The organism is Klebsiella sp. NPDC088457 (assembly GCF_044900465.1).
Lineage (GTDB): Bacteria > Pseudomonadota > Gammaproteobacteria > Enterobacterales > Enterobacteriaceae > Klebsiella.
Window position 1 is genome coordinate 14,350 of the sequence record NZ_JBJDNH010000004.1, and the last position, 19,974, is coordinate 34,323.

The 19,974-nt window shown below is 58.4% G+C and carries 13 protein-coding genes; 4 read left to right on the forward strand and 9 right to left on the reverse strand.

Annotated elements, in window-relative coordinates; all coding sequences use genetic code 11:
• Positions 1-39 precede the first annotated feature (39 nt).
• Positions 40-2,385 (reverse strand): LPS assembly protein LptD, encoded by a 2,346-nt coding sequence (gene lptD / locus ACI2JR_RS04030; RefSeq protein WP_132729942.1) that lies wholly within the window; start codon positions 2,383-2,385, stop codon positions 40-42.
• 244 nt (positions 2,386-2,629) lie between these two features.
• On the opposite strand from lptD, the gene djlA reads away from it, so the two are divergent.
• Positions 2,630-3,460 (forward strand): co-chaperone DjlA, encoded by an 831-nt coding sequence (djlA, locus tag ACI2JR_RS04035; RefSeq protein ID WP_132729941.1) that lies wholly within the window; start codon positions 2,630-2,632, stop codon positions 3,458-3,460.
• Between the two features lie 30 nt (positions 3,461-3,490).
• Here the strand turns inward: djlA and ACI2JR_RS04040 are convergent, their stop codons facing one another.
• Entirely contained in the window at positions 3,491-4,189 is a 699-nt protein-coding gene (locus tag ACI2JR_RS04040; RefSeq protein WP_132729940.1) for a response regulator, read from the reverse strand.
• The gene (locus ACI2JR_RS04045; protein WP_462477933.1) at positions 4,179-5,804 is read right to left on the reverse strand and encodes an ATP-binding protein; all 1,626 of its coding nucleotides are present in this window, start codon (positions 5,802-5,804) and stop codon (positions 4,179-4,181) included. Before ACI2JR_RS04045 ends, ACI2JR_RS04040 begins: the two co-directional genes overlap by 11 nt.
• Before the next feature lie 463 nt (positions 5,805-6,267).
• On the opposite strand from ACI2JR_RS04045, the gene ACI2JR_RS04050 reads away from it, so the two are divergent.
• Positions 6,268-7,632, forward strand: a complete 1,365-nt coding sequence (locus ACI2JR_RS04050; protein ID WP_132729938.1) for a 2-hydroxycarboxylate transporter family protein — start codon at positions 6,268-6,270, stop codon at positions 7,630-7,632.
• 170 nt (positions 7,633-7,802) lie between these two features.
• Positions 7,803-8,333, forward strand: a complete 531-nt coding sequence (gene citX / locus ACI2JR_RS04055) for a citrate lyase holo-[acyl-carrier protein] synthase (protein WP_462477934.1) — start codon at positions 7,803-7,805, stop codon at positions 8,331-8,333.
• 115 nt (positions 8,334-8,448) lie between these two features.
• Here citX and rluA read toward each other — a convergent pair whose 3' ends face one another.
• The 6 genes from rluA to araB form a co-directional block, all read right to left on the reverse strand.
• Positions 8,449-9,108 (reverse strand): bifunctional tRNA pseudouridine(32) synthase/23S rRNA pseudouridine(746) synthase RluA, encoded by a 660-nt coding sequence (gene rluA / locus ACI2JR_RS04060; RefSeq protein WP_132729936.1) that lies wholly within the window; start codon positions 9,106-9,108, stop codon positions 8,449-8,451.
• Between the two features lie 12 nt (positions 9,109-9,120).
• Positions 9,121-12,027, reverse strand: a complete 2,907-nt coding sequence (gene rapA / locus ACI2JR_RS04065) for an RNA polymerase-associated protein RapA (RefSeq protein WP_132729935.1) — start codon at positions 12,025-12,027, stop codon at positions 9,121-9,123.
• Between the two features lie 188 nt (positions 12,028-12,215).
• Positions 12,216-14,573, reverse strand: a complete 2,358-nt coding sequence (gene polB / locus ACI2JR_RS04070; RefSeq protein ID WP_462477935.1) for a DNA polymerase II — start codon at positions 14,571-14,573, stop codon at positions 12,216-12,218.
• 98 nt (positions 14,574-14,671) lie between these two features.
• Positions 14,672-15,367 carry an L-ribulose-5-phosphate 4-epimerase gene (araD, locus tag ACI2JR_RS04075; RefSeq protein WP_462477936.1) on the reverse strand — a complete coding sequence of 232 codons (696 nt, stop codon included), beginning with the start codon at positions 15,365-15,367 and terminating at the stop codon, positions 14,672-14,674.
• 85 nt (positions 15,368-15,452) lie between these two features.
• Positions 15,453-16,955 (reverse strand): L-arabinose isomerase, encoded by a 1,503-nt coding sequence (araA, locus tag ACI2JR_RS04080; protein ID WP_462477937.1) that lies wholly within the window; start codon positions 16,953-16,955, stop codon positions 15,453-15,455.
• A gap of 10 nt (positions 16,956-16,965) precedes the next feature.
• Positions 16,966-18,675, reverse strand: coding sequence for a ribulokinase (gene araB, locus ACI2JR_RS04085; protein ID WP_462477938.1), 1,710 nt, complete (start codon positions 18,673-18,675; stop codon positions 16,966-16,968).
• 337 nt (positions 18,676-19,012) lie between these two features.
• Here araB and araC point away from each other — a divergent pair, with 337 nt between their 5' ends.
• Positions 19,013-19,858 (forward strand): arabinose operon transcriptional regulator AraC, encoded by an 846-nt coding sequence (gene araC / locus ACI2JR_RS04090; RefSeq protein WP_132729930.1) that lies wholly within the window; start codon positions 19,013-19,015, stop codon positions 19,856-19,858.
• The last annotated feature ends 116 nt before the right edge of the window (positions 19,859-19,974 follow it).

A 19,974-nucleotide genomic window follows, 5' to 3' on the forward strand; every position in this document is an offset into this window, starting at 1 on the left:
ATTAACCGCAAAGGCGGATTACGTTTTAAACCAGCCACATCACAGGGAGTTCTGGTACGGTAAAATGTTCGAACGCAGCATCTGCTGAGTGCCGAGACCGTAGTTGGAGCTCAGGCCACGCAGCTCAATGTTGATGCCAAAGGTGTTATCGTATTTGCTCTCGCCGTTGCCGTTACTATCCCAGCCGTTGATCTTACGTTCGTAGCCGAGGCGAATTGCGTAGCAGCAAGAGTTATACTGGACCCCTAACATCTGGTCGGCGCTCTTTTTGGTATTGGTGTCAAAGTAGTATGCACCCACCACGGACCAGCGATCGACGATCGGCCAGCTGGCGGTCATGCCCACCTGAGAAATACCATTTTTGTACTGCTCAGCGGTAGAATACGACGGCAGCGTGGCCTGAATGTATTCCGGGCTGGCATAACGATAGTTAAGTTGGACTAAGCGGTTTTCATCGCGACGGTATTCCACGGTGCCGTTACCGGTTGCGACGTTATCCAGACGCGTATCGTACTGAATCCCCCCGCGTAAACCCCAGTTATCGGCGATGCGCCAGTAAGTATCGCCAGCCCATACCAGTGAACCCGTTGTGTCGTTGTTCTCCCAGTTGATGTTGTCATCACCGGTCCGGGACTCGGTGAAATAATAGATTTGACCAACGGAAATATTAAAACGTTCAACGGCGGCGGAATCATATACGCGAGAAGTGACGCCGGTGGTGAGCTGGTTCGCTGAAGCAATACGGTCCAGGCCGCTGTAGGTGCGGTCGCGGAACAGGCCGCTGTAGTCAGACTGCAGCAGCGTGGAGTCGTAGGTACCGATATGGCTCTGGTCGCGATACGGGATATACAGATACTGCATGCGCGGTTCCAGCGTCTGGGTGAACCCCTCCTGCATGTCGCGCTCGAAGACCATTTTCCCGTCGACTTTAAACTGCGGCATCACGCGGTTAACGGACTCTTTATAGTCGGCGTTATTGGCGGCGTTGTAGTCATCAAGGTTGCTCTGCTGATAGTGCGTCGCCAGCAGCTTGGCTTCGGTATTAATACTGCCCCAGCCGTTAGACAGCGGCAGGTTGATCGTCGGCTCGAAGTGAACACGCGTGGCTTCCGGCATGTTGCCGTTGGTGTTGACGAAGTGCACCGCCTGACCATAGAGATGGGTATCAAACGGACCGACGTCGTTCTGGTAATAGTTGACATCCAGCTGCGGCTGAGCGGCGTAGGAGTTGCTCGACTCACGGTTGAAGACCTGGAACTGTTTGGTCGACACGGTGGCGTCGAAGTTCTGGTTTACGTAGCCCGCGCTAAATTTCTGCGTGGCGTAGCCGTCGGTGCTGGAGCCGTATTTGGAGCTGAAATCGTTAAAGTAGTCCGGATCGCTGACCTTGGTGTAGTCGGCGTTAAGACGCCATACCTGGTCAATCACCCCAGAGTGGTTCCAGTAGAACAACCAGCGGCGGCTGTTGCTGTCGCTGGAGTGATCGTCCTGGTAGACTTTATCAGACGGCAGGTAGTCAAACTCGAACAGGCCCATACCGGCTTTGGTCAGATAGCGGAATTCGTTTTCCCACATCACGCCGCCGCGCTCGCTCATATAGTGCGGCGTCAGGGTGGCGTCAAAGTTAGGCGCGATATTCCAGTAGTACGGCAGAGAAAACTCGACGCCGTTCTTGGTACTGTATTTGGCGTTCGGAATCAGGAAGCCCGAACGACGTTTATCGCCCACCGGCAGCTGCAGGTAGGGGCTATAGAAAATCGGCACCGAACCCAGCTTGAAGCGAGCGTTCCAGATTTCCGCCACCTGTTCTTCGCGGTCGTGGATGACTTCGCTACCGACCACGCTCCAGGTGTCAGACCCCGGCAGACAGGAGGTAAAGCTGCCGTTTTCCAGAATGGTGTAGCGGTTTTCGCCACGCTGTTTCATCAGGTCGGCGGTACCGCGGCCCTGACGACCGACCATCTGGTAATCGCCCTGCCAGACGTTGGTATCTTTGGTGTTGAGGTTGGCCCAGCCTTTCGGGCCTTTCAGAATGACCTGGTTATCGTCATAGTGAACGTTGCCGAGCGCATCAACCGTGCGCACAGGTTGAGGCTGGCCCGCCGCCTGTTGTTGATGGAGCTGGACCTCGTCCGCCTGCAGACGGCTATTCCCCTGGTTAATATCGACATTACCCGTAAAGACCGCGTTGTCAGGGTAATTGCCCTTCGCATGATCGGCATCGATCGTCACCGGCAGCTCGTTTGTTTGACCTTCAACGAGGGGACGATTATAGCTTGGAACGCCAAGCATACATTGCGTGGCGAGATCGGCGGCGAGGCCTTGTTGGCTATACAAGGCGCTGGCGATCATGGTGGCCAGGAGGCTGGGAATACGTTTTTTCATACGTTGTATTTGTTGTTCCGTCATCTTGTGGCAGCGGCTTGCAAACGGTCAGAGCCTAACGTACTCATCTTCATCGCGCTAGTGTTAATCCTGCCCGTTTGGATCCCGAGCGTTAGGCACCGTGTAGAATGACGAGTATGATAAAGCAAATTATAGGCTATGTCCCACAATTGACCGAAGCGTCAGTGCTTTGTAACGTGCGGTCATATATAGCTTAACTGCCGGCATAAAGATTGGGGAGTCTATGCAGTATTTGGGAAAAATAATTGGGGTTGCGGTAGCGCTGATGATGGGCGCGGGATTTTGGGGCGTGGTGCTGGGTTTATTAGTCGGCCATATATTTGACCGCGCGCGAAGCCGACGGATCAATGTTTTTGCCAACCAGCAGGAGCGGCAGGCGCTGTTTTTTTCCACCACCTTCGAGGTGATGGGGCATTTGACCAAATCGAAAGGTCGCGTAACCGAAGCCGACATCCACGTCGCCAACGCTCTGATGGATCGGATGAATCTGCACGGAGAGTCGCGTACGGCGGCACAGCAGGCGTTTCGTACCGGTAAAGCAGACAATTACCCGCTGCGTGAGAAAATGCGTCAGCTGCGTAGCGTCTGTTTCGGGCGTTTCGATTTGATTCGGATGTTTCTGGAAATTCAGCTGCAGGCGGCCTTCGCCGATGGTGAGCTGCATCCCAATGAACGTGAGGTGCTGTTTGTTATTGCCGATGAGCTGGGCATCTCCCGCGCGCAGTTTGAACAGTTCCTGCGCATGATGCAGGGCGGCGCCCAGTTTGGCGGCGGCGGTTCTCAGCAGGGCGCTTACGGCCAGGGCGGCGGCAATGGCGGCTGGCAGCAGGCGCAGCGCGGTCCGACCCTTGAGGATGCCTGTAATGTGCTGGGCGTGAAGCCCACTGATGATGCCGCGACCGTGAAGCGCGCCTACCGCAAGCTGATGAGCGAGCACCACCCGGATAAGCTGGTGGCGAAAGGTCTGCCGCCGGAGATGATGGAGATGGCCAAGCAGAAAGCGCAGGATATTCAGAAGGCGTGGGAACTGGTTAAAGAACAGCGCGGATTTTAAGCCCGCGGCCTCTCCCTGCCGGGAGAGGCTTCAGGAGGCGCTTTTCACGCGGCGGTACATCCGCCGCGGATGGCCAATTTTACCGTACAGCATATCCACTTCCAGATAACCTATCTCCACGCAGTGCTCCAGGTAGCGGCGGGCGGTGGTTTTACTTAACCCGGCCTCGTTCACCACCTCATCGACGGAAAAGCAGCCGTCTTCCCGGCCGTTGAACAGGTTCTGCACCAGCGCCAGCGTTTTCTCCTCAATCCCTTTGCTGCCGCTATCGGCGCGATAGTTTTTCGCCTGCAGTTGGTAGAGCGAATCGACGTTCTGCTGATCGACAATTTTCCATTCGCGCTGCTGATCGTAAAACTGGACGAACCGCTCCAGCGACTGGCTCAGACGCTTCCACGACACCGGTTTCAGAATGTAATCGAAGGCGCCGTTGCGAATCGCCTGACTACAGGTTTCCATATCGCTGGCGGCGGTAATGAAAATCACCGAACAGTTGGCCCCCGCGAGCACGGGATCGGTCATCAACGTTACCCCTTTGCCGTCGGGTAAATAGTTGTCGAGCAGCACCAGCTGCGGCGGTTGATGATTTAACATCTGCCGCGCCTGGGAGAGGGAGGCGGCCATCCCCGCCAGCCGCATACGCGGATGTTTCTGAATCAGCTCGGCATGCAGCCGCGCCAGTTCGCTTTCATCTTCGATGATCAACACATCGACCAGATCATGATGCATAGTTCGCCTCGTGTTGGGGATGGACGGGGCCGTCAGCGGGGATAAACAGCGTAAAGATCGCCCCGTGCGGCGCGTTATCGGCGACCTCAATGGTGCCGCCTGCCTGCGTCACATAATGTTCAATAAGATACAGGCCAATGCCGTGATCGCCACGGGTTTTGGTGGTGATGCCGCGTTCAAAAATATGGTCGCGGATGTCCGGGTGGATACCGACGCCGCGGTCGGCGACTTCAATCATCAGCTCCCGGGCGTTGAGCTGAATCAGCACCTCGACCGGTTCGTGCGGCAGCTCGGCGCGCTGGGTGGCCTCAATCGCGTTATCCAGCAGATTGCCAATAATCGAAATCAGCTCTGACTCCATTAAGGAAGGCAGCGGGCGATCGATATGGCAGGCGGGGTCGAAACTGAGTACGACCCCTTTTTCCCGGGCGCGGGCGGCTTTGCCCAGCAGCAGGCCGCAGAGCGTCGGCGAGCGGAAACGCGAGGAGATAAAGTCCAGCAGCTCCTGCGCATGTTCCGACTGCGCCTGAATGTAGCGAATCGCTTCGTCATAGTGGCCCATGTGCAGCAGGCCGGAGAGCGTCGTCATGCGGTTCAACTGCTCATGACGCATGATGCGCAGGTTATCGACATAGCGTTTGACCTGGCTGAGCTGGGCGCTGAGGGAGTTGATTTCATCCCGGTCGCGGAAGGTGATCACCCAGCCCTGCAGCGAATCCTCCAGCATAATGCGCACCCGGCTGGCGAGCACCGTCAGCTGATTGAAGCGGCACAGTTCATCGTGGGTGTCGTTTTCCAGCATTTCCTCGCTGGCGAAAAACGGTTGGGGGGCAATGACGCTATCGATGGATTGGCCGCGTAGCAGACGCGTGGGCTGACTCAGCCCCAGCAGGCCGCGCGCCGCATGGTTGATCACCTCGATGTGCCGGTGGCGATCGATGACGATCACGCCTTCATAGATGGATTCCATTACCGCCTTCTGCTGGCGTACCAGCAGGCCGATTTCACGCGGTTCGAGGGAAAAGATCTGTTTCTTGATGCTGCGGGTAAAATACCAGGAGAAGATAAATAGCGCGATCAGCAGCAGCACGGCGGCGACGAAGATGTTGATGACCTTTTCCAGGGTAATGCTGTCGAGATAGCTGGTCAGGTAGCCCACCGAGACGATCCCCACGACCTGGCCGGTATCATTGAATATCGGCGCTTTGCTGCGCAGGGAGACTCCCAGCCCGCCTTTGCGGATGGTGGTGATGGATTTGCCGTCCAGCACCGCCTGATTATCGCCGCCGACCAGCTGAGTGCCGACCCATTCCGGGTGAACGGAGTGAAACAGGTGCACGCCCCGGGCGTCGCCAATCACGATAAAGCTCGCGTCGCTATGGGCGGCGATCTTTTGCATAAAGGGGTTGAGCGTCTGCGGATCGTCCTCGAGGACCTGCTGGCGTAAATTCGGCATCAGCGCGATCTCTTCAGCCTGTATTTTCGCGCGGGTGCTCATTTCCTGATACAGCTGATGGCTGGCATCAATATAATAATAAACCCCCAGTAAGGCGAACAAGACCGAGAAAAAGGCGACCAGCGAAATAAATAGCTTAAATTGAAAGGAAACCTTCATAAGTCGTATACAGCGTCTCTACGATACCGGCACTGTCACATTTTCCCGGTGCAGGCAGGGGTTATGCGGGAAACTTGCGCGGGCTGACGCAAGCGATAAACCACAAGAATCATCTACTGGCGATGATTTATCAAGATCGGGCGGGGCGGCGAAGGCCTCGACGCGGTGGACGATCTATCGGGCGTCGGCAGGCGAGTGAATCCTCTGAAACCCGCGCGGGTCAACGGCTGCACGAAACGAAAGCCGCCTGCGCGGCGGCGGCCGGAATGATGATGGCGATAAAAACCATAAAAACCACGCTAATAAATCAGAGGGATATCACGCCCGTTAATAAAAACCATAAAAACCATAGTGACCATTAAAACTTCATTTCTAATCTGTCGGTCCTCACATTAAGTCTGTTTAAGGCCCCCTAACCTGAAAATGAATTCAGAAGGTGAATAATAACTAAAGGGCCAAACCTATGAGCACGACAGACAATGCATTCTCTGCGACCCACGATCCCATCGACACCCCGAAAGCGACGCTGAAACAACGCTGGTGGCACGTGATGGATAATCTGAAAGTCGGGATTATCCCGCTGCCTCTGTTTTTGCTGGCTGGCGGATTAATTGCCCTCGATTGCCTGGGCGGAAAACTGCCGAGCGATATCGTGGTGATGGTCGCGACGCTGGCATTTTTCGGTTTTGCCTGCGGTGAGTTTGGCAAGCGCCTGCCGATCCTCGGTAAACTGGGCGCGGCGGCGATCTGCGCCACCTTTATTCCCTCCGCGCTGGTGCATTACGGCCTGCTGCCGGATGTGGTGGTAGAGTCCACCACCAAATTCTACAAGTCGACCAATATTCTCTATCTCTACATCTGCTGCATTATCGTCGGCAGCATCATGAGTATGAACCGTACCACGCTGATTCAGGGCTTCCTGCGTATCTTCTTCCCGATGGTATGCGGTGAAATCGTCGGCATGCTGGTGGGCGTTGGCGTCGGTACGGCGCTGGGGCTGGATCCGTTCCAGGTGTTCTTCTTTATCGTTCTGCCGATCATGGCCGGCGGCGTAGGGGAGGGGGCGATTCCGCTGTCAATCGGCTATGCCGCGCTGATGCATATGGATCAGGGAGTGGCGTTAGGCCGCGTGCTGCCGATGGTGATGCTGGGCAGCCTGACGGCGATTGTCATCTCCGGCGGCCTGAATCAGCTGGGCAAGCGCTTCCCGCACCTGACCGGCGAAGGTCAACTGATGCCGAATCGCAGCAATGAAACGCATCACGAAACCAGCAGCGACGTCTCCGCCGGCAAGACCGACGTGACCACTCTGGCCTCGGGGGCTCTGCTGGCGGTGCTGCTGTATATGCTGGGGATGCTGGGACAGAAGATGATGGGTTTACCTGCGCCGGTGGGGATGCTGTTTCTGGCGGTGCTGCTGAAACTGGCGAACGGCGTCTCTCCGCGCCTGCAGGAAGGTTCGCAGATGGTGTACAAGTTCTTCCGTACCGCGGTGACCTACCCGATTCTGTTTGCCGTGGGCGTGGCGATCACCCCGTGGCAGGAGCTGGTGAACGCTTTTACCCTGACCAATTTGCTGGTGATTATCAGCACCGTCTCCGCGCTGGTGGCGACCGGGTTTTTTGTCGGCAAAAAGATCGGCATGCACCCGATTGATGTGGCGATTGTCTCCTGCTGTCAGAGCGGCCAGGGCGGGACCGGCGATGTGGCGATTCTGACTTCCGGCAACCGCATGAACCTGATGCCGTTCGCCCAAATCGCCACCCGCATCGGCGGCGCGATTAATGTTTCATTGGGGCTGCTGTTCCTCAGTCACTTCCTGGCATGATTTAGCTCTGTGCTAACAGGAAAATCTGCGATTTTCCTCCACAGGACGAAGAAAATTTCTCTGTCCTGTGTCCTAAATTCTGTCCATTTAGCGCTACAATCAGCGCCGTGAACCGCTATCGCGACGGGGGCTTTGCCGCCGTTATTTTATCAAGTGAAGGAGAGGAATGAATGTCCGTGGATACCCCCGCCCCTGCGGGCGTCAGCGAGGAAGCTCTGCTGGCGGCGAAAGAGCAGCGCGCAGCCCGTCAGGCCGACTGGCTTAGTCATTATCAGCAACCGGTGATTTCACTCACCCTGGTGTCGCCGGGCGCGGAAAAAGACAGCATTCGCTATCGCAATATGATGGGCGTCGCGCTGCAGGCCTGCGATCAGCTGCTGTGGAAGCATCGCTGGAAAACGCGCGATCGCCAGGTGCTGTGGCTGCCCACCGGGCCGGAGGCGTTGTGGTGCGTTGAGCACTCCGCCAGTGAAATAAAAGCGCTATGCACGGAGCTGGAGCAGACTCATCCGCTGGGGCGTTTGTGGCATATCGAGGTGATTTGTCCGCAGCAGGGGCTGCAAACGCAGGGGGAGAACGCGCGGCGTTGCCTGCTGTGCGACGAGCCGGCACCGGCGTGTGAGAGCCAGCATCGCCACGATGCCGAGCAGGCTGTCGCGCGCGTCGAGCAGATGATTGATGCGTGGTTTGCCCGCGATTAACCGCCGGTATTAAGAACCAGTAGTCCGGATAAGCCGCTGACGGCGCTGTCCGGGGGAACGCCCCCGGCGCGCCAGCTTACCGGGGTGACAGAGAGTCCCCCGGGTTAACGCGCTATCAGAAATCGACGGGCGCGCGGAAGGTCATGGCATTGCCGAAAGCCGGGTGGGTGATGGTCAGGGTTTCGGCATGTAGCAGCAGCCGTGGCGCCATCGCCAGCGCTTCCGGCGTGGCGTAAAAGCGGTCGCCAAGAATCGGGTGACCCAGCGCCAGCATATGCACCCGCAGCTGGTGCGACCGTCCGGTAATCGGCTTCAGGCGTACGCGCGCGCTGTTATCGTCCGCATATTCCACTACTTCATACCCGGTCTGCGCCGCTTTACCCGTTTCGTAGCACACCTTCTGCTTTGGCCGGTTCGGCCAGTCGCAGATCAGCGGCAAATCCACCAGCCCTTCCGCAGGCTGCGGATGCCCCCACACGCGGGCGACGTACTGCTTCTTCGGCTCACGTTCGCGAAACTGACGCTTCAGCTCGCGCTCCGCCGCTTTGGTCAGCGCCACCACAATCACGCCGCTGGTGGCCATGTCGAGGCGGTGCACCGACTCGGCCTGCGGGAAGTCGCGCTGTACGCGCGTCATCACGCTGTCTTTATGCTCCTCCAGTCGCCCCGGCACGGACAACAAGCCGCTCGGCTTGTTGACCACCATAATGTGCTCATCCTGATAGAGGATAACCAGCCAGGGATCCTGTGGCGGATTGTAGTTTTCCATCGCCATATTCGCGTTCCGTTACTGGTGGGTGACCACGATTAAGCGCAGCGCGTCAAGACGCCAGCCCGCCTGCGCCAGCGCGTCCATCACCTGCTGACGGTTGCTCTCAATCGCAGCAAGTTCATCGTCGCGGATGTTCGGGTTAACCGCTTTCAGCGCTTCCAGACGGGACAGCTCCGCCGACAGCTTGTCGTTGGCTTCATCGCGGGCCGCGTCGATCAGCGCCTGCGCGGCTTTAGCGACCTGGGCTTCGCCGAGCTGCAGGATGGCATGAACGTCCTGCTGCACCGCGTTGACCAGCTTGCTGCCGGTATGACGGTTGACGGCGCTCAGCTGGCGGTTGAAGTTCTCAAATTCCACCTGGCCGGCGAGGTTATTGCCGTTTTTATCCAGCAGCATGCGCACCGGCGTGGCGGGCAGGAAGCGGTTAAGCTGCAGCTGCTTCGGCGCCTGAGCCTCCACGACGTAAATCAGTTCCAGCAGCAGCGTGCCGACCGGCAGCGCCTTGTTCTTCAGCAGGGAGATGGTGCTGCTGCCGGTATCGCCGGAGAGGATCAGATCCAGGCCGTTGATAATCAGCGGGTGCTCCCAGGTGACGAACTGCGCATCTTCGCGGGACAGCGCGACATCGCGCTCAAAGGTGATGGTGCAGCCGTCTTCCGGCAGGCCCGGGAAATCCGGTACCAGCATATGGTCGGATGGCGTCAGCACGATCAGGTTTTCGCCGCGATCGTCCTGGTTGATGCCGACAATATCGAACAGATTCATGGCGAAGGCGATCAGGCTGGTATCGTCATCCTGCTCTTCAATGCTTTCGGCTAACGCCTGGGCCTGCTCGCCGCCGTTGGAGTGGATTTCCAGCAGCCGGTCGCGCCCCTGTTCCAGCTGCGCCTTCAGCGCATCGTGCTGCTGGCGGCAGGATTTGATTAGCTCATCGAAGCCATCGGTGGTTTCCGGCGCGGCAAGATAGTTAATCAGTTCGTTATGCACGCTATCGTAAACGGTGCGCCCGGTCGGACAGGTGTGCTCAAACGCATCCAGCCCTTCGTGATACCAGCGAACCAGTACGGATTGCGCGGTTCTTTCCAGATACGGCACGTGGATCTGGATATCGTGCGCCTGGCCGATACGGTCGAGACGGCCGATACGCTGCTCCAGCAGATCCGGGTTGAACGGCAGGTCAAACATCACCAGGTTGCTGGCAAACTGGAAGTTGCGACCTTCGGAACCAATTTCAGAACACAGCAGCACCTGCGCGCCGGTATCTTCTTCGGCAAACCATGCGGCGGCGCGGTCGCGTTCGATGATCGACATACCTTCATGGAATACCGCCGCGCGGATGCCTTCGCGCTCGCGCAGTACCTGCTCCAGCTGAAGCGCGGTGGCGGCTTTCGCACAGATCACCAGCACCTTCTGCGAGCGGTGGCTGGTCAGGTAGCCCATCAACCACTCCACGCGCGGGTCGAAGTTCCACCAGGTACCGCTATCGCCTTCAAATTCCTGATAAATCTGCTCCGGATAGAGCATGTCGCGCGCGCGCTCTTCCGCGGTTTTACGCGCGCCCATAATACCGGAGACTTTAATCGCCGTCTGGTACTGGGTTGGCAGCGGCAGACGAATGGTATGCAGCTCGCGTTTCGGGAAGCCTTTGACGCCGTTGCGGGTATTACGGAACAGAACGCGGCTGGTGCCGTGGCGGTCCATCAGCATGGAGACCAGCTCCTGGCGGGCGGCCTGCGCGTCGTCGCGGTCGCTGTTAGCGGCCTGCAGCAGCGGCTCGATATCCTGCTCGCCGATCAGATCGCCCAGGGTGTTGAGTTCGGCGTCGCTCAGCTTGTTGCCTGCCAGCAGCAGGGCGACGGCATCGGCCACCGGACGGTAGTTTTGTTGCTCTTCGACGAACAGCTCAAAGTCGTGGAACCGGTTAGGATCCAGCAGGCGCAGGCGGGCGAAGTGGCTTTCCATACCCAGCTGTTCCGGCGTGGCGGTCAACAGCAGAACGCCCGGCACGCGCTCGGCCAGCTGTTCAATGGCCTGGTATTCGCGGCTCGGCGCCTCTTCGCTCCACACCAGGTGATGCGCTTCATCGACGATCATCAGGTCCCATTCGGCATCGCACAGGTGCTCAAGACGCTGCTTGCTGCGGCGTACGAAATCCAGCGAGCAGATCACCAGCTGCTCGGTTTCGAACGGGTTATAGGCGTCGTGCTGGGCTTCGGCATAGCGCTCGTCGTCGAACAGGGAGAAACGCAGGTTGAAGCGGCGCAGCATTTCGACCAGCCACTGGTGTTGCAGGGTTTCCGGCACGATGATCAGCACGCGCTCGGCGGCGCCGGCGAGCAGCTGTTGATGGAGGATCATCCCGGCTTCAATTGTTTTACCGAGGCCGACCTCATCCGCCAGCAGGACGCGCGGCGCGTGGCGACGGCCGACGTCATGGGCGATGTGCAGCTGATGCGGGATCAGGCTGGTACGCTGCCCGCGCAGGCCGCTCCACGGCATGCGGTACTGTTCGCTCTGATATTTACGTGCGCGATAGCGCAGCGCAAAGCGGTCCATACGGTCAATCTGCCCGGCAAACAGGCGGTCCTGCGGTTTGCTGAACACCAGTTTGCTGTCGAGCAGCACTTCGCGCAGCGTGACGTTGGTTTCTTCGGTGTCGAGACGGGTACCGGTGTAGGCCAGCAGGCCGTTTTCTTCATTAACTTCGTCAACCTGGAGCTGCCAGCCTTCGTGGCTGGTGATGGTATCACCCGGGTTAAACATCACGCGGGTGATAGGTGAATCGTTACGCGCGTACAGACGGTTTTCGCCGATGGCGGGGAAAAGCAGGGTCACCATGCGCGCATCCAGCGCGACTACCGTCCCTAATCCCAGTTCGCTCTCTGTGTCGCTAATCCAGCGTTGACCAAGTGTAAAAGGCATATATGTTCAGCTCTTGAGTTCTTAAATTGCAGGCAATAGTTGATCATCTCCGGAATGGTCGGAGAGAGATCAAGATTGGGTCCAGGAATGGAAAGGGCGCTATATTACTGGATGGCAGGTCGTTCGTCACGTCCTCGTCACCCTTCAATTTGCAGATGTGTTGGCTGGAAATTGAAATTGCGAGGAAATCAAAATAGCCCCAGTTGCCCTGTCACTATTGTAGCAAAATCATCGTCGACAAAGGGAAGTATTCCTTCCGCCACCGGCTGTAATTGTTTTGACAAATAGTGCTCATAATCCAGCGGCGATAGTTGATAATCCACCGGTTCCGGTCCGCTGGTGGTCCAGACGTACTTGATGCTGCCGCGCTGCTGGTACTGCTGCGGCCGGCCCAGCCTGACGTTTTGCTCGTCCGCCAGTCTGGCCGCGCGGACGTGCGGCGGCACGTTGCGTTGATACTCCGCCAGCGGACGGCGCAGGCGCTTACGATAGATCAGCCGGTCGTCGAGTTCCCCGCTCATCAGCTTATCAATGGTCTCCAGGATGTAGTCGCGGTATGGCTGGTGACGGAAAATACGCAGATATAACTCCTGCTGAAACTGCTGGGCCAGCGGCGTCCAGTCGGTTCGTACCGTTTCCAGCCCTTTAAACACCATCCGCTGCGCGTCACCCTCCTGAATCATCCCGGCATAGCGTTTTTTGCTGCCGGTATCGGCGCCGCGAATGGTCGGCATCAAAAAACGGCTGAAATGGGTTTCAAACTCCAGCTCCAGGGTGCTGGTAAGCCGATCTTTGCGCAGTTCGCTGGCCCACCAGTCGTTGACAAACGTTACCAGCGAGCGCCCGATTTGCGCCGCTTCCTCTTCATCATGGGGGCGTTTGAGCCAGACAAAGGTGGAGTCGGTATCGCCATAAATCACCTCATAGCCCTGCGACTCAATCAGCGCTTTGGTCTGGCGCATAATGGCATGCCCGCGCATGGTGATCGAGGAGGCCAGGCGAGGATCGAAAAAACGGCAGGCGCTGGTGCCGAGTACGCCATAGAAGGCGTTCATGATGATCTTCAGCGCCTGTGAAAGCGGTTTATTTTTTTGCTGTTTCGCCTCGTCGCGGCCGTGCCAGATTTGGCCGACAATTCCCGGCAGACAGTGATTGCGGCGCGAAAAGCGAGCGCCGAGAAACCCCTCGGTGCTGTGTTCGTTGTCCGGCTGCGCCATCCCTTCGATAAGCCCCACCGGGTCGATCAAAAAGGTGCGGATAATGGAGGGGTAGAGGCTTTTGTAATCCAGCACCAGCACCGAATCATAGAGGCCGGGACGCGAATCCATCACATAGCCGCCGGGGCTGGCCTGCGGCGGGACCTCGCCGAGATTGGGAGCGACGTAGCCCAGCCGGTGCATGCGCGGAAAATAGAGATGGCTGAAAGCGGCGACGGATCCGCCGTGGCGGTCTACCGGCAGGCCGTTCACCGTGGCGCGCTCCAGCAGAAACGGCATGATCTCCGTTTTATGGAAGATGCGGGTCACCAGCTCGCAGTCCTGCAGATTGTAGGTCGCCAGCGCGGGCTTATCTTCGTGGAAGCGGCGGTCGATTTCGTCCATCCGATCCCACGGGTTATCAATGGCTTTCCCTTCGCCGAGCAGTTCGCGGGCCACCGCTTCAAGGGAAAAAGAGGAGAAATTCCAGAAGGCGGACTTCAGCGCTTCGATGCCGTCAACGATCGGGCGGCCGTTGGCCTGGGCGAAGAAGACGCCGTTTTTAAACCCGTGCTCGCGCCACTCCAGCTCGCTGTTGCCGCGGCCGAGGAGTAGCGGAATGCGGTAGCGCTCGGCATGCTTTTGCAGGACGCGCAAATCGAACTGGATGACGTTCCAGCCAATCAGCACGTCCGGATCGTGCTCGGCAAACCAGGCGTTGAGTTTTTCCAGCAGCTGCGGGCGGCTGGAGACGTACTCCAGCTGGAAATCGACGGCGGGAGAGATCGCCGGTTCCGGCCCGAGCATGTAGACCACCCGTTGCCCGCAGCCTTCCAGCCCGATGCAGTACAGCTCGCCGTGGCGGCTGGTTTCAATATCCAGCGAAACCCACTTCAGCGGCGGCCGATAGCGCGGATTGGGCTTCATGCGGGCGTTGACCAGCTGCGATCCGCGCGCGTCACCTTCGACCCAAACCGGAGCGGTAATAAAGCGCTCCATCAGGTAGCGTTCCGGCGGGCGGATATCGGCTTCATAAACGGTGATGCCGTTTTCACGCAGCTTCTTTTCCAGACGCATCAGCTGACGATGCGCGCGGCAATAGAGGCCAAAAACCGGCTGACGGTGAAAGTCTTTTAAGCTGAGCGGGGCAAGCCGTTGGCCGTTTTCGTCCTGCAGCAGACGTTCTACCTGGGCGCGCTGCACCTCGGGAATAAACGCCACCGACTCCTGCGGCGGGAGGGTGATCTGAAGCGGGCCGTTGTCTGTCGCCAGCCAGAAGGACAGCTCGGTGCCCTGCGGGGTATCCCGCCAGTGACGGGTCAGTAAGAAACCTTCTCGTGGCTGGGTCACGCCGTGTTCTCATAAAATAAACCAGGCCTGATTATAGCCTGGTTCAACTGATAATGCTGGGGTTTTATACAGGTGTGGCGCGAACGGGGAGATGAGGCTTACTGGCCGTAATAGGCTTTGGCTCCGTGCTTGCGCAGGTAATGTTTATCCAGCAGCGTTTGCTGCATCTCCGGGAGCTGCGGCGCCAGCTGGCGGCAGAAGATGCCCATATAGGCGATCTCTTCCAGCACGATGGCGTTATGCAGCGCATCTTCGGCGTTTTTCCCCCAGGCGAACGGGCCATGCGAATGGACCAGCACGCCGGGCATCTGCGCCGCATCGATCCCCTGGTCGCGGAACGTCTCGACGATGACGCGCCCGGTTTCCCACTCATACTCACCGTTGATTTCTTCATCGGTCATCAGACGGGTGCAGGGCACCGGACCATAAAAATAGTCGGCATGGGTGGTGCCGGTCGCCGGAATGGATTGCCCGGCCTGCGCCCAGATGGTGGCGTGGCGCGAATGGGTATGGACAATACCGCCCAGGCTCGGAAATGCCTGATACAACAAACGGTGGGTGGGCGTATCTGACGAGGGTTTCTTTGTCCCTTCAACCACTTCGCCGGTTTGCAGGCTCACCACCACCATATCGTCGGCGCGCATCGCGCGATAATCGACGCCGGAGGGTTTAATCACCAGCACCCCCCGCTCGCGGTCGACGGCGCTGACGTTGCCCCAGGTTAAGGTCACCAGATTGTGTTCTGGCAACGCTAAGTTGGCTTCCAGCACCTGACGTTTTAGCTCTTCTAACATTGTGTGCTCCGAATAGCAGCAGAGTTCGAACTTCCCTCGTTCAGCTCACCCGATGGCGCGGCGAGCGGAACGAGGAGCGGCGCGCTTAACGTCTGGCAGCGTAATAGACTTCGTTCCAGCGCAGGGCGTCCTTGAAGGACGGCAGACGGGTTTCGTTGTCGATCACGCTCAGCTCGATATCCTGCAGCTCGGCAAACTGGCGCATATCGTCGAGCGTCAGCGCGTGGCTGAAGACCGTATGGTGTGCGCCGCCGGCGATGATCCAGGCTTCAGATGCGGTGCGCAGATCCGGCTGCGCTTTCCACAGGGCGTTGGCCACCGGCAGCTTCGGCAGATCGTGCGGCGTCGTGACCGTTTCCACGGTGTTAACCAGCAGGCGGAAACGATCGCCAAGATCGATCAGGCTGGCGACGAGCGCCGGGCCGCTTTGGGTGTTAAAGATCAGGCGCGCCGGATCGGCTTTACCGCCGATGCCCAGAGGCTGGACGTCGAGGAGCGGTTTGTCGGCGGTGGCGATCGTCGGGCACACTTCCAGCATGTGCGAGCCCAGCACCAGATCGTTGCCGTTGTCGAAGTGGTAGGTGTAATCCTCCATAAAGGAGGTGCCGCCCTGCAGACCGGTTGACATCACCTTCATAATGCGCAGCAGAGCGGCGGTTTTCCAGTCGCCTTCACCGGCAAAGCCGTAGCCCTGCTGCATCAGACGCTGTACGGCGAGACCCGGGAGCTGTTGCAGGCCGTGTAAATCTTCAAAAGTGGTGGTGAAGGCGTGGAATCCCCCCTGTTCGAGGAAGCGTTTCATTCCCAGCTCAATCCGCGCGGCATCTAGCACGTTCTGGCGCTTGTCACCGTGAACCTGCGCCGCCGGGGTCAGACGGTAGCTGCTTTCATACTCATCAACCAGCGCGCTGATATCGCCGTCGCTGATGCTGTTGACCACCTGCACAAGGTCGCCGACCGCCCAGGTATTCACCGAGAAGCCGAATTTAATCTGCGCGGCGACTTTATCGCCATCGGTCACCGCCACTTCACGCATGTTGTCGCCGAAGCGGCAGACTTTCAGATGGCGGGTATCCTGTTTAGATACCGCCTGGCGCATCCATGCACCGATCCGCTGATGAGCCTGTCGATCCTGCCAGTGGCCGGTCACCACGCTGTGCTGCTGGCGCATACGCGCGCCGATGAAGCCGAACTCGCGGCCGCCGTGCGCGGTCTGGTTCAGGTTCATAAAGTCCATATCGATGCTGTCCCACGGCAGCGAGGCGTTGTACTGGGTGTGAAACTGCAGCAGCGGCTTGTTGAGGAGCGTCAGGCCATTAATCCACATTTTGGCCGGGGAGAAGGTATGCAGCCATACCACCAGGCCTGCGCATTTATCGTCATAGTTTGCATCGCGGCAGACGTGGGTTATCTCGTCCGGGGTGGTAGCCAGCGGTTTTAATACCAGTTTGCACGGCAGTTTGGCTTCAGCATTCAGGCTGTTCACCACATGTTCGGCATGTTTTGTCACCTGACGCAGCGCTTCCGCACCGTACAGATGCTGGCTGCCAATCACGAACCATACTTCGTAGTTATCAAAAATCGTCATTTGGGTGTCCTTAATGGGTGAGTGCTGCCTGAGTGTGCGGGGTCTTTTCCGCCGGCGCAGCCGAAGGGAGATACAGTTGCCCGGCGCTGACCGACCACTGCTGGTAGCGCTGATAAAGTTGTTCAAAGCGTTGGGCCTGAGCCGGTCGCGGCTGCAGAGTGCTTTCGACCTGGCTTGCCATGTTGTGCTGAGCCGTCGGGATATCCTGATACACGCCGGCGGCGACGGCGGCGAAGATCGCCGCGCCGAGCGCGCAGCATTGATCGGAAGCGACAATTTGCAGCGGTCGGTTCAGGACATCGCAGCAGGCCTGCATGATGACCGGGTTTTTGCGCGCGATTCCGCCCAGCGCCATCACGTTGTTGACCGGGATACCCTGTTCGGTGAAGCACTCCATAATCGCGCGCGCGCCGAAGGCGGTGGCCGCGACCAGGCCGCCAAATAATGCCGGCGCATCGGTGGCGAGGTTCAGGTCGGTGATGACCCCTTTCAGACGCTGGTTGGCGTTTGGCGTGCGGCGGCCGTTGAACCAGTCCAGCACCACCGGCAAATGTTCAAGCGATGGGTTGGCCGCCCAGGCCTCGGTGAGCGAAGGCAGCAGCTGTTTCTGCTGAGCGCTAATCTGCGCTTTCAGTTCCGGATGCTGTCGGGCCAGCTGTTCCAGCGGCCAGCCGAGAATACGGCCAAACCAGGCGTAGATATCGCCAAAGGCGGACTGCCCGGCTTCCATACCGATAAAGTCCGGGACCACGCTGCCGTCGACCTGGCCACAGATCCCTTTCACCGTGCGATCGCCCACGCTTCGTTTGTCGGCGATCAGGATGTCGCAGGTGGAGGTGCCGATCACTTTGACCAGCGCGTTGGGCTGTGCGCCGGCCCCCACCGCGCCCATATGGCAATCGAACGCGCCGCCGGAGAGAATGACGGTTTCCGGCAGCCCAAGGCGCCGGGCCCATTCGGCGCAGAGGGTGCCGACCGGCACATCGGCAGTCCAGGTCTCGCTGAACAGCGGCCAGACAAGATGCTGATTGAGCAGCGGATCGAGTTCATCAAAGAAGCTGGCCGGCGGCAGTCCGCCCCAGCTCTTGTGCCACAGGGATTTATGCCCGGCGCTACAGCGGCCGCGGCGAATATCCTGTGGGCGGGTCGTTCCGCAGAGCAGGGCGGGGATCCAGTCGCACAGTTCAACCCACGATGCCGCCGCCTGCGCAACGGCGCTGTCCTGGCGCGTGACGTGGAGGATTTTGGCCCAGAACCATTCGCTGGAGTAGATGCCGCCGATATAGCGGGAGTAGTCTTCTTTACCCGGCTGGTGGCACAGGCGGGTGATGGCTTCCGCCTCTTCAACCGATGTGTGGTCCTTCCAGAGGACGAACATGGCGTTCGGGTTAGCGGCGAACTCGTCGCGCAGCGCCAGTACGTTGCCGTCGGCATCGATCGGCGCTGGCGTGGAACCGGTGCTGTCGACGCCGATGCCGACCACGCTGGCGCGCTGTTCGGCGCTCAATAACGCCAGCACGCTGTTCAGCGCCGCTTCCATCGATTCAATATAATCGCGCGGATGGTGGCGGAACTGGTTATTCGCGCTATCGCAAAACAGCCCTTGCTGCCAGCGCGGATACCACTCTACGCTGGTGGCAAGCTCTTCGCCGGTGGCGCATGCCACCGCCAGTGCGCGTACCGAATCACTACCAAAATCGAGGCCAATCGCAATCGCCATGCTGTTACTCCATGCTGAAAATCATTCATGGTGAAACAGTAGATATCCCCGGCGAAAACCGTCAGGCCGTATTCGCTAATCTTATGGACTATTTGGCTATGCCATCGCAAAGTGTGACGCTGTGCAAATATTGAATGTGGACTTTCCTGTCGTCGTTATAGACACTTTTGTTGTACAGTCAAATGGCTTTCATGGTGCGATATCGTCGGTTTTTACCGCGATGAGGCGGGTTTTAAGCTAAATTTCAACCGCCATCCCAGTACGGGGCGTCGCGTTGACGGTACAATACTGAATATGGACAATTGGTTTCCATAATATCTCCGGGAGCGCTGAGCTTATGGCTGAAATACAAAACGATCCGTTGTTGCCAGGTTACTCTTTTAACGCCCATCTGGTGACGGGGCTGACGCCGATTGATGCCGATGGCTATCTCGATTTCTTTATTGACCGTCCGCTCGGCATGAAAGGTTATATTCTGAACCTGACGGTACGCGGTGAAGGGGTGATTAATAACCACGATGAGCAGTTTATCTGCCGCCCGGGCGATATTTTGTTGTTTCCGCCGGGAGAAGTTCATCACTACGGCCGTCATCCCGATGCCCGGGAGTGGTATCACCAGTGGGTCTACTTCCGTCCGCGGGCGTACTGGCATGAATGGCTGAACTGGCCGACGATCTTCGCCCAGACCGGTTTTTTCCGTCCGGATGAGCAGTGGCAGGAGCGTTTTTGCGCGCTGTTTGGCCAGATCGTCGAGGCTGGTCAGGGAGCCGGACGTTATTCGGAACTGCTGGCGATAAACCTGCTGGAGCAGCTGCTGCTGCGACGTATGGAAGCGATCAATGAATCTCTGCATCCGCCGCTGGATAATCGCGTGCGCGATGCCTGCCAGTATATTAGCGATCACCTGGCCGATAGCCATTTCGATATCGCCAGCGTGGCCCAGCACGTCTGTCTGTCGCCGTCGCGTTTATCGCATCTGTTCCGCCAGCAGCTGGGGATCAGCGTGCTGGGATGGCGGGAAGATCAGCGGATCAGCCAGGCCAAACTGCTGCTCAGCACCACGCGTATGCCCATTGCCACGGTAGGGCGCAACGTAGGTTTCGAAGATCAGCTCTATTTTTCACGGGTGTTTAAAAAATGCACCGGCGCCAGTCCGAGTGAATTCCGCGCCGGGTGTGAATAAAACGTAAATAAAGTGAAATGACGCGCCGAATAATAGTCACAACCGGTAAACTATTCAGACAATTGATGGCTTGACGAAGGCGCGACGGCTCTGGAGAATCCGTGCTTCGTTTTGAT

Bases quoted from the DNA above. Each gene is read 5' to 3' on its own strand.
- lptD (WP_132729942.1), bottom strand. From the start codon at position 2,385: ATGAAAAAACGTATTCCCAGCCTCCTGGCCACCATGATCGCCAGCGCC.
- djlA (WP_132729941.1), top strand. From the start codon at position 2,630: ATGCAGTATTTGGGAAAAATAATTGGGGTTGCGGTAGCGCTGATGATG.
- ACI2JR_RS04040 (WP_132729940.1), bottom strand. From the start codon at position 4,189: ATGCATCATGATCTGGTCGATGTGTTGATCATCGAAGATGAAAGCGAA.
- ACI2JR_RS04045 (WP_462477933.1), bottom strand. From the start codon at position 5,804: ATGAAGGTTTCCTTTCAATTTAAGCTATTTATTTCGCTGGTCGCCTTT.
- ACI2JR_RS04050 (WP_132729938.1), top strand. From the start codon at position 6,268: ATGAGCACGACAGACAATGCATTCTCTGCGACCCACGATCCCATCGAC.
- citX (WP_462477934.1), top strand. From the start codon at position 7,803: ATGTCCGTGGATACCCCCGCCCCTGCGGGCGTCAGCGAGGAAGCTCTG.
- rluA (WP_132729936.1), bottom strand. From the start codon at position 9,108: ATGGCGATGGAAAACTACAATCCGCCACAGGATCCCTGGCTGGTTATC.
- rapA (WP_132729935.1), bottom strand. From the start codon at position 12,027: ATGCCTTTTACACTTGGTCAACGCTGGATTAGCGACACAGAGAGCGAA.
- araD (WP_462477936.1), bottom strand. From the start codon at position 15,367: ATGTTAGAAGAGCTAAAACGTCAGGTGCTGGAAGCCAACTTAGCGTTG.
- araA (WP_462477937.1), bottom strand. From the start codon at position 16,955: ATGACGATTTTTGATAACTACGAAGTATGGTTCGTGATTGGCAGCCAG.
- araB (WP_462477938.1), bottom strand. From the start codon at position 18,675: ATGGCGATTGCGATTGGCCTCGATTTTGGTAGTGATTCGGTACGCGCA.
- araC (WP_132729930.1), top strand. From the start codon at position 19,013: ATGGCTGAAATACAAAACGATCCGTTGTTGCCAGGTTACTCTTTTAAC.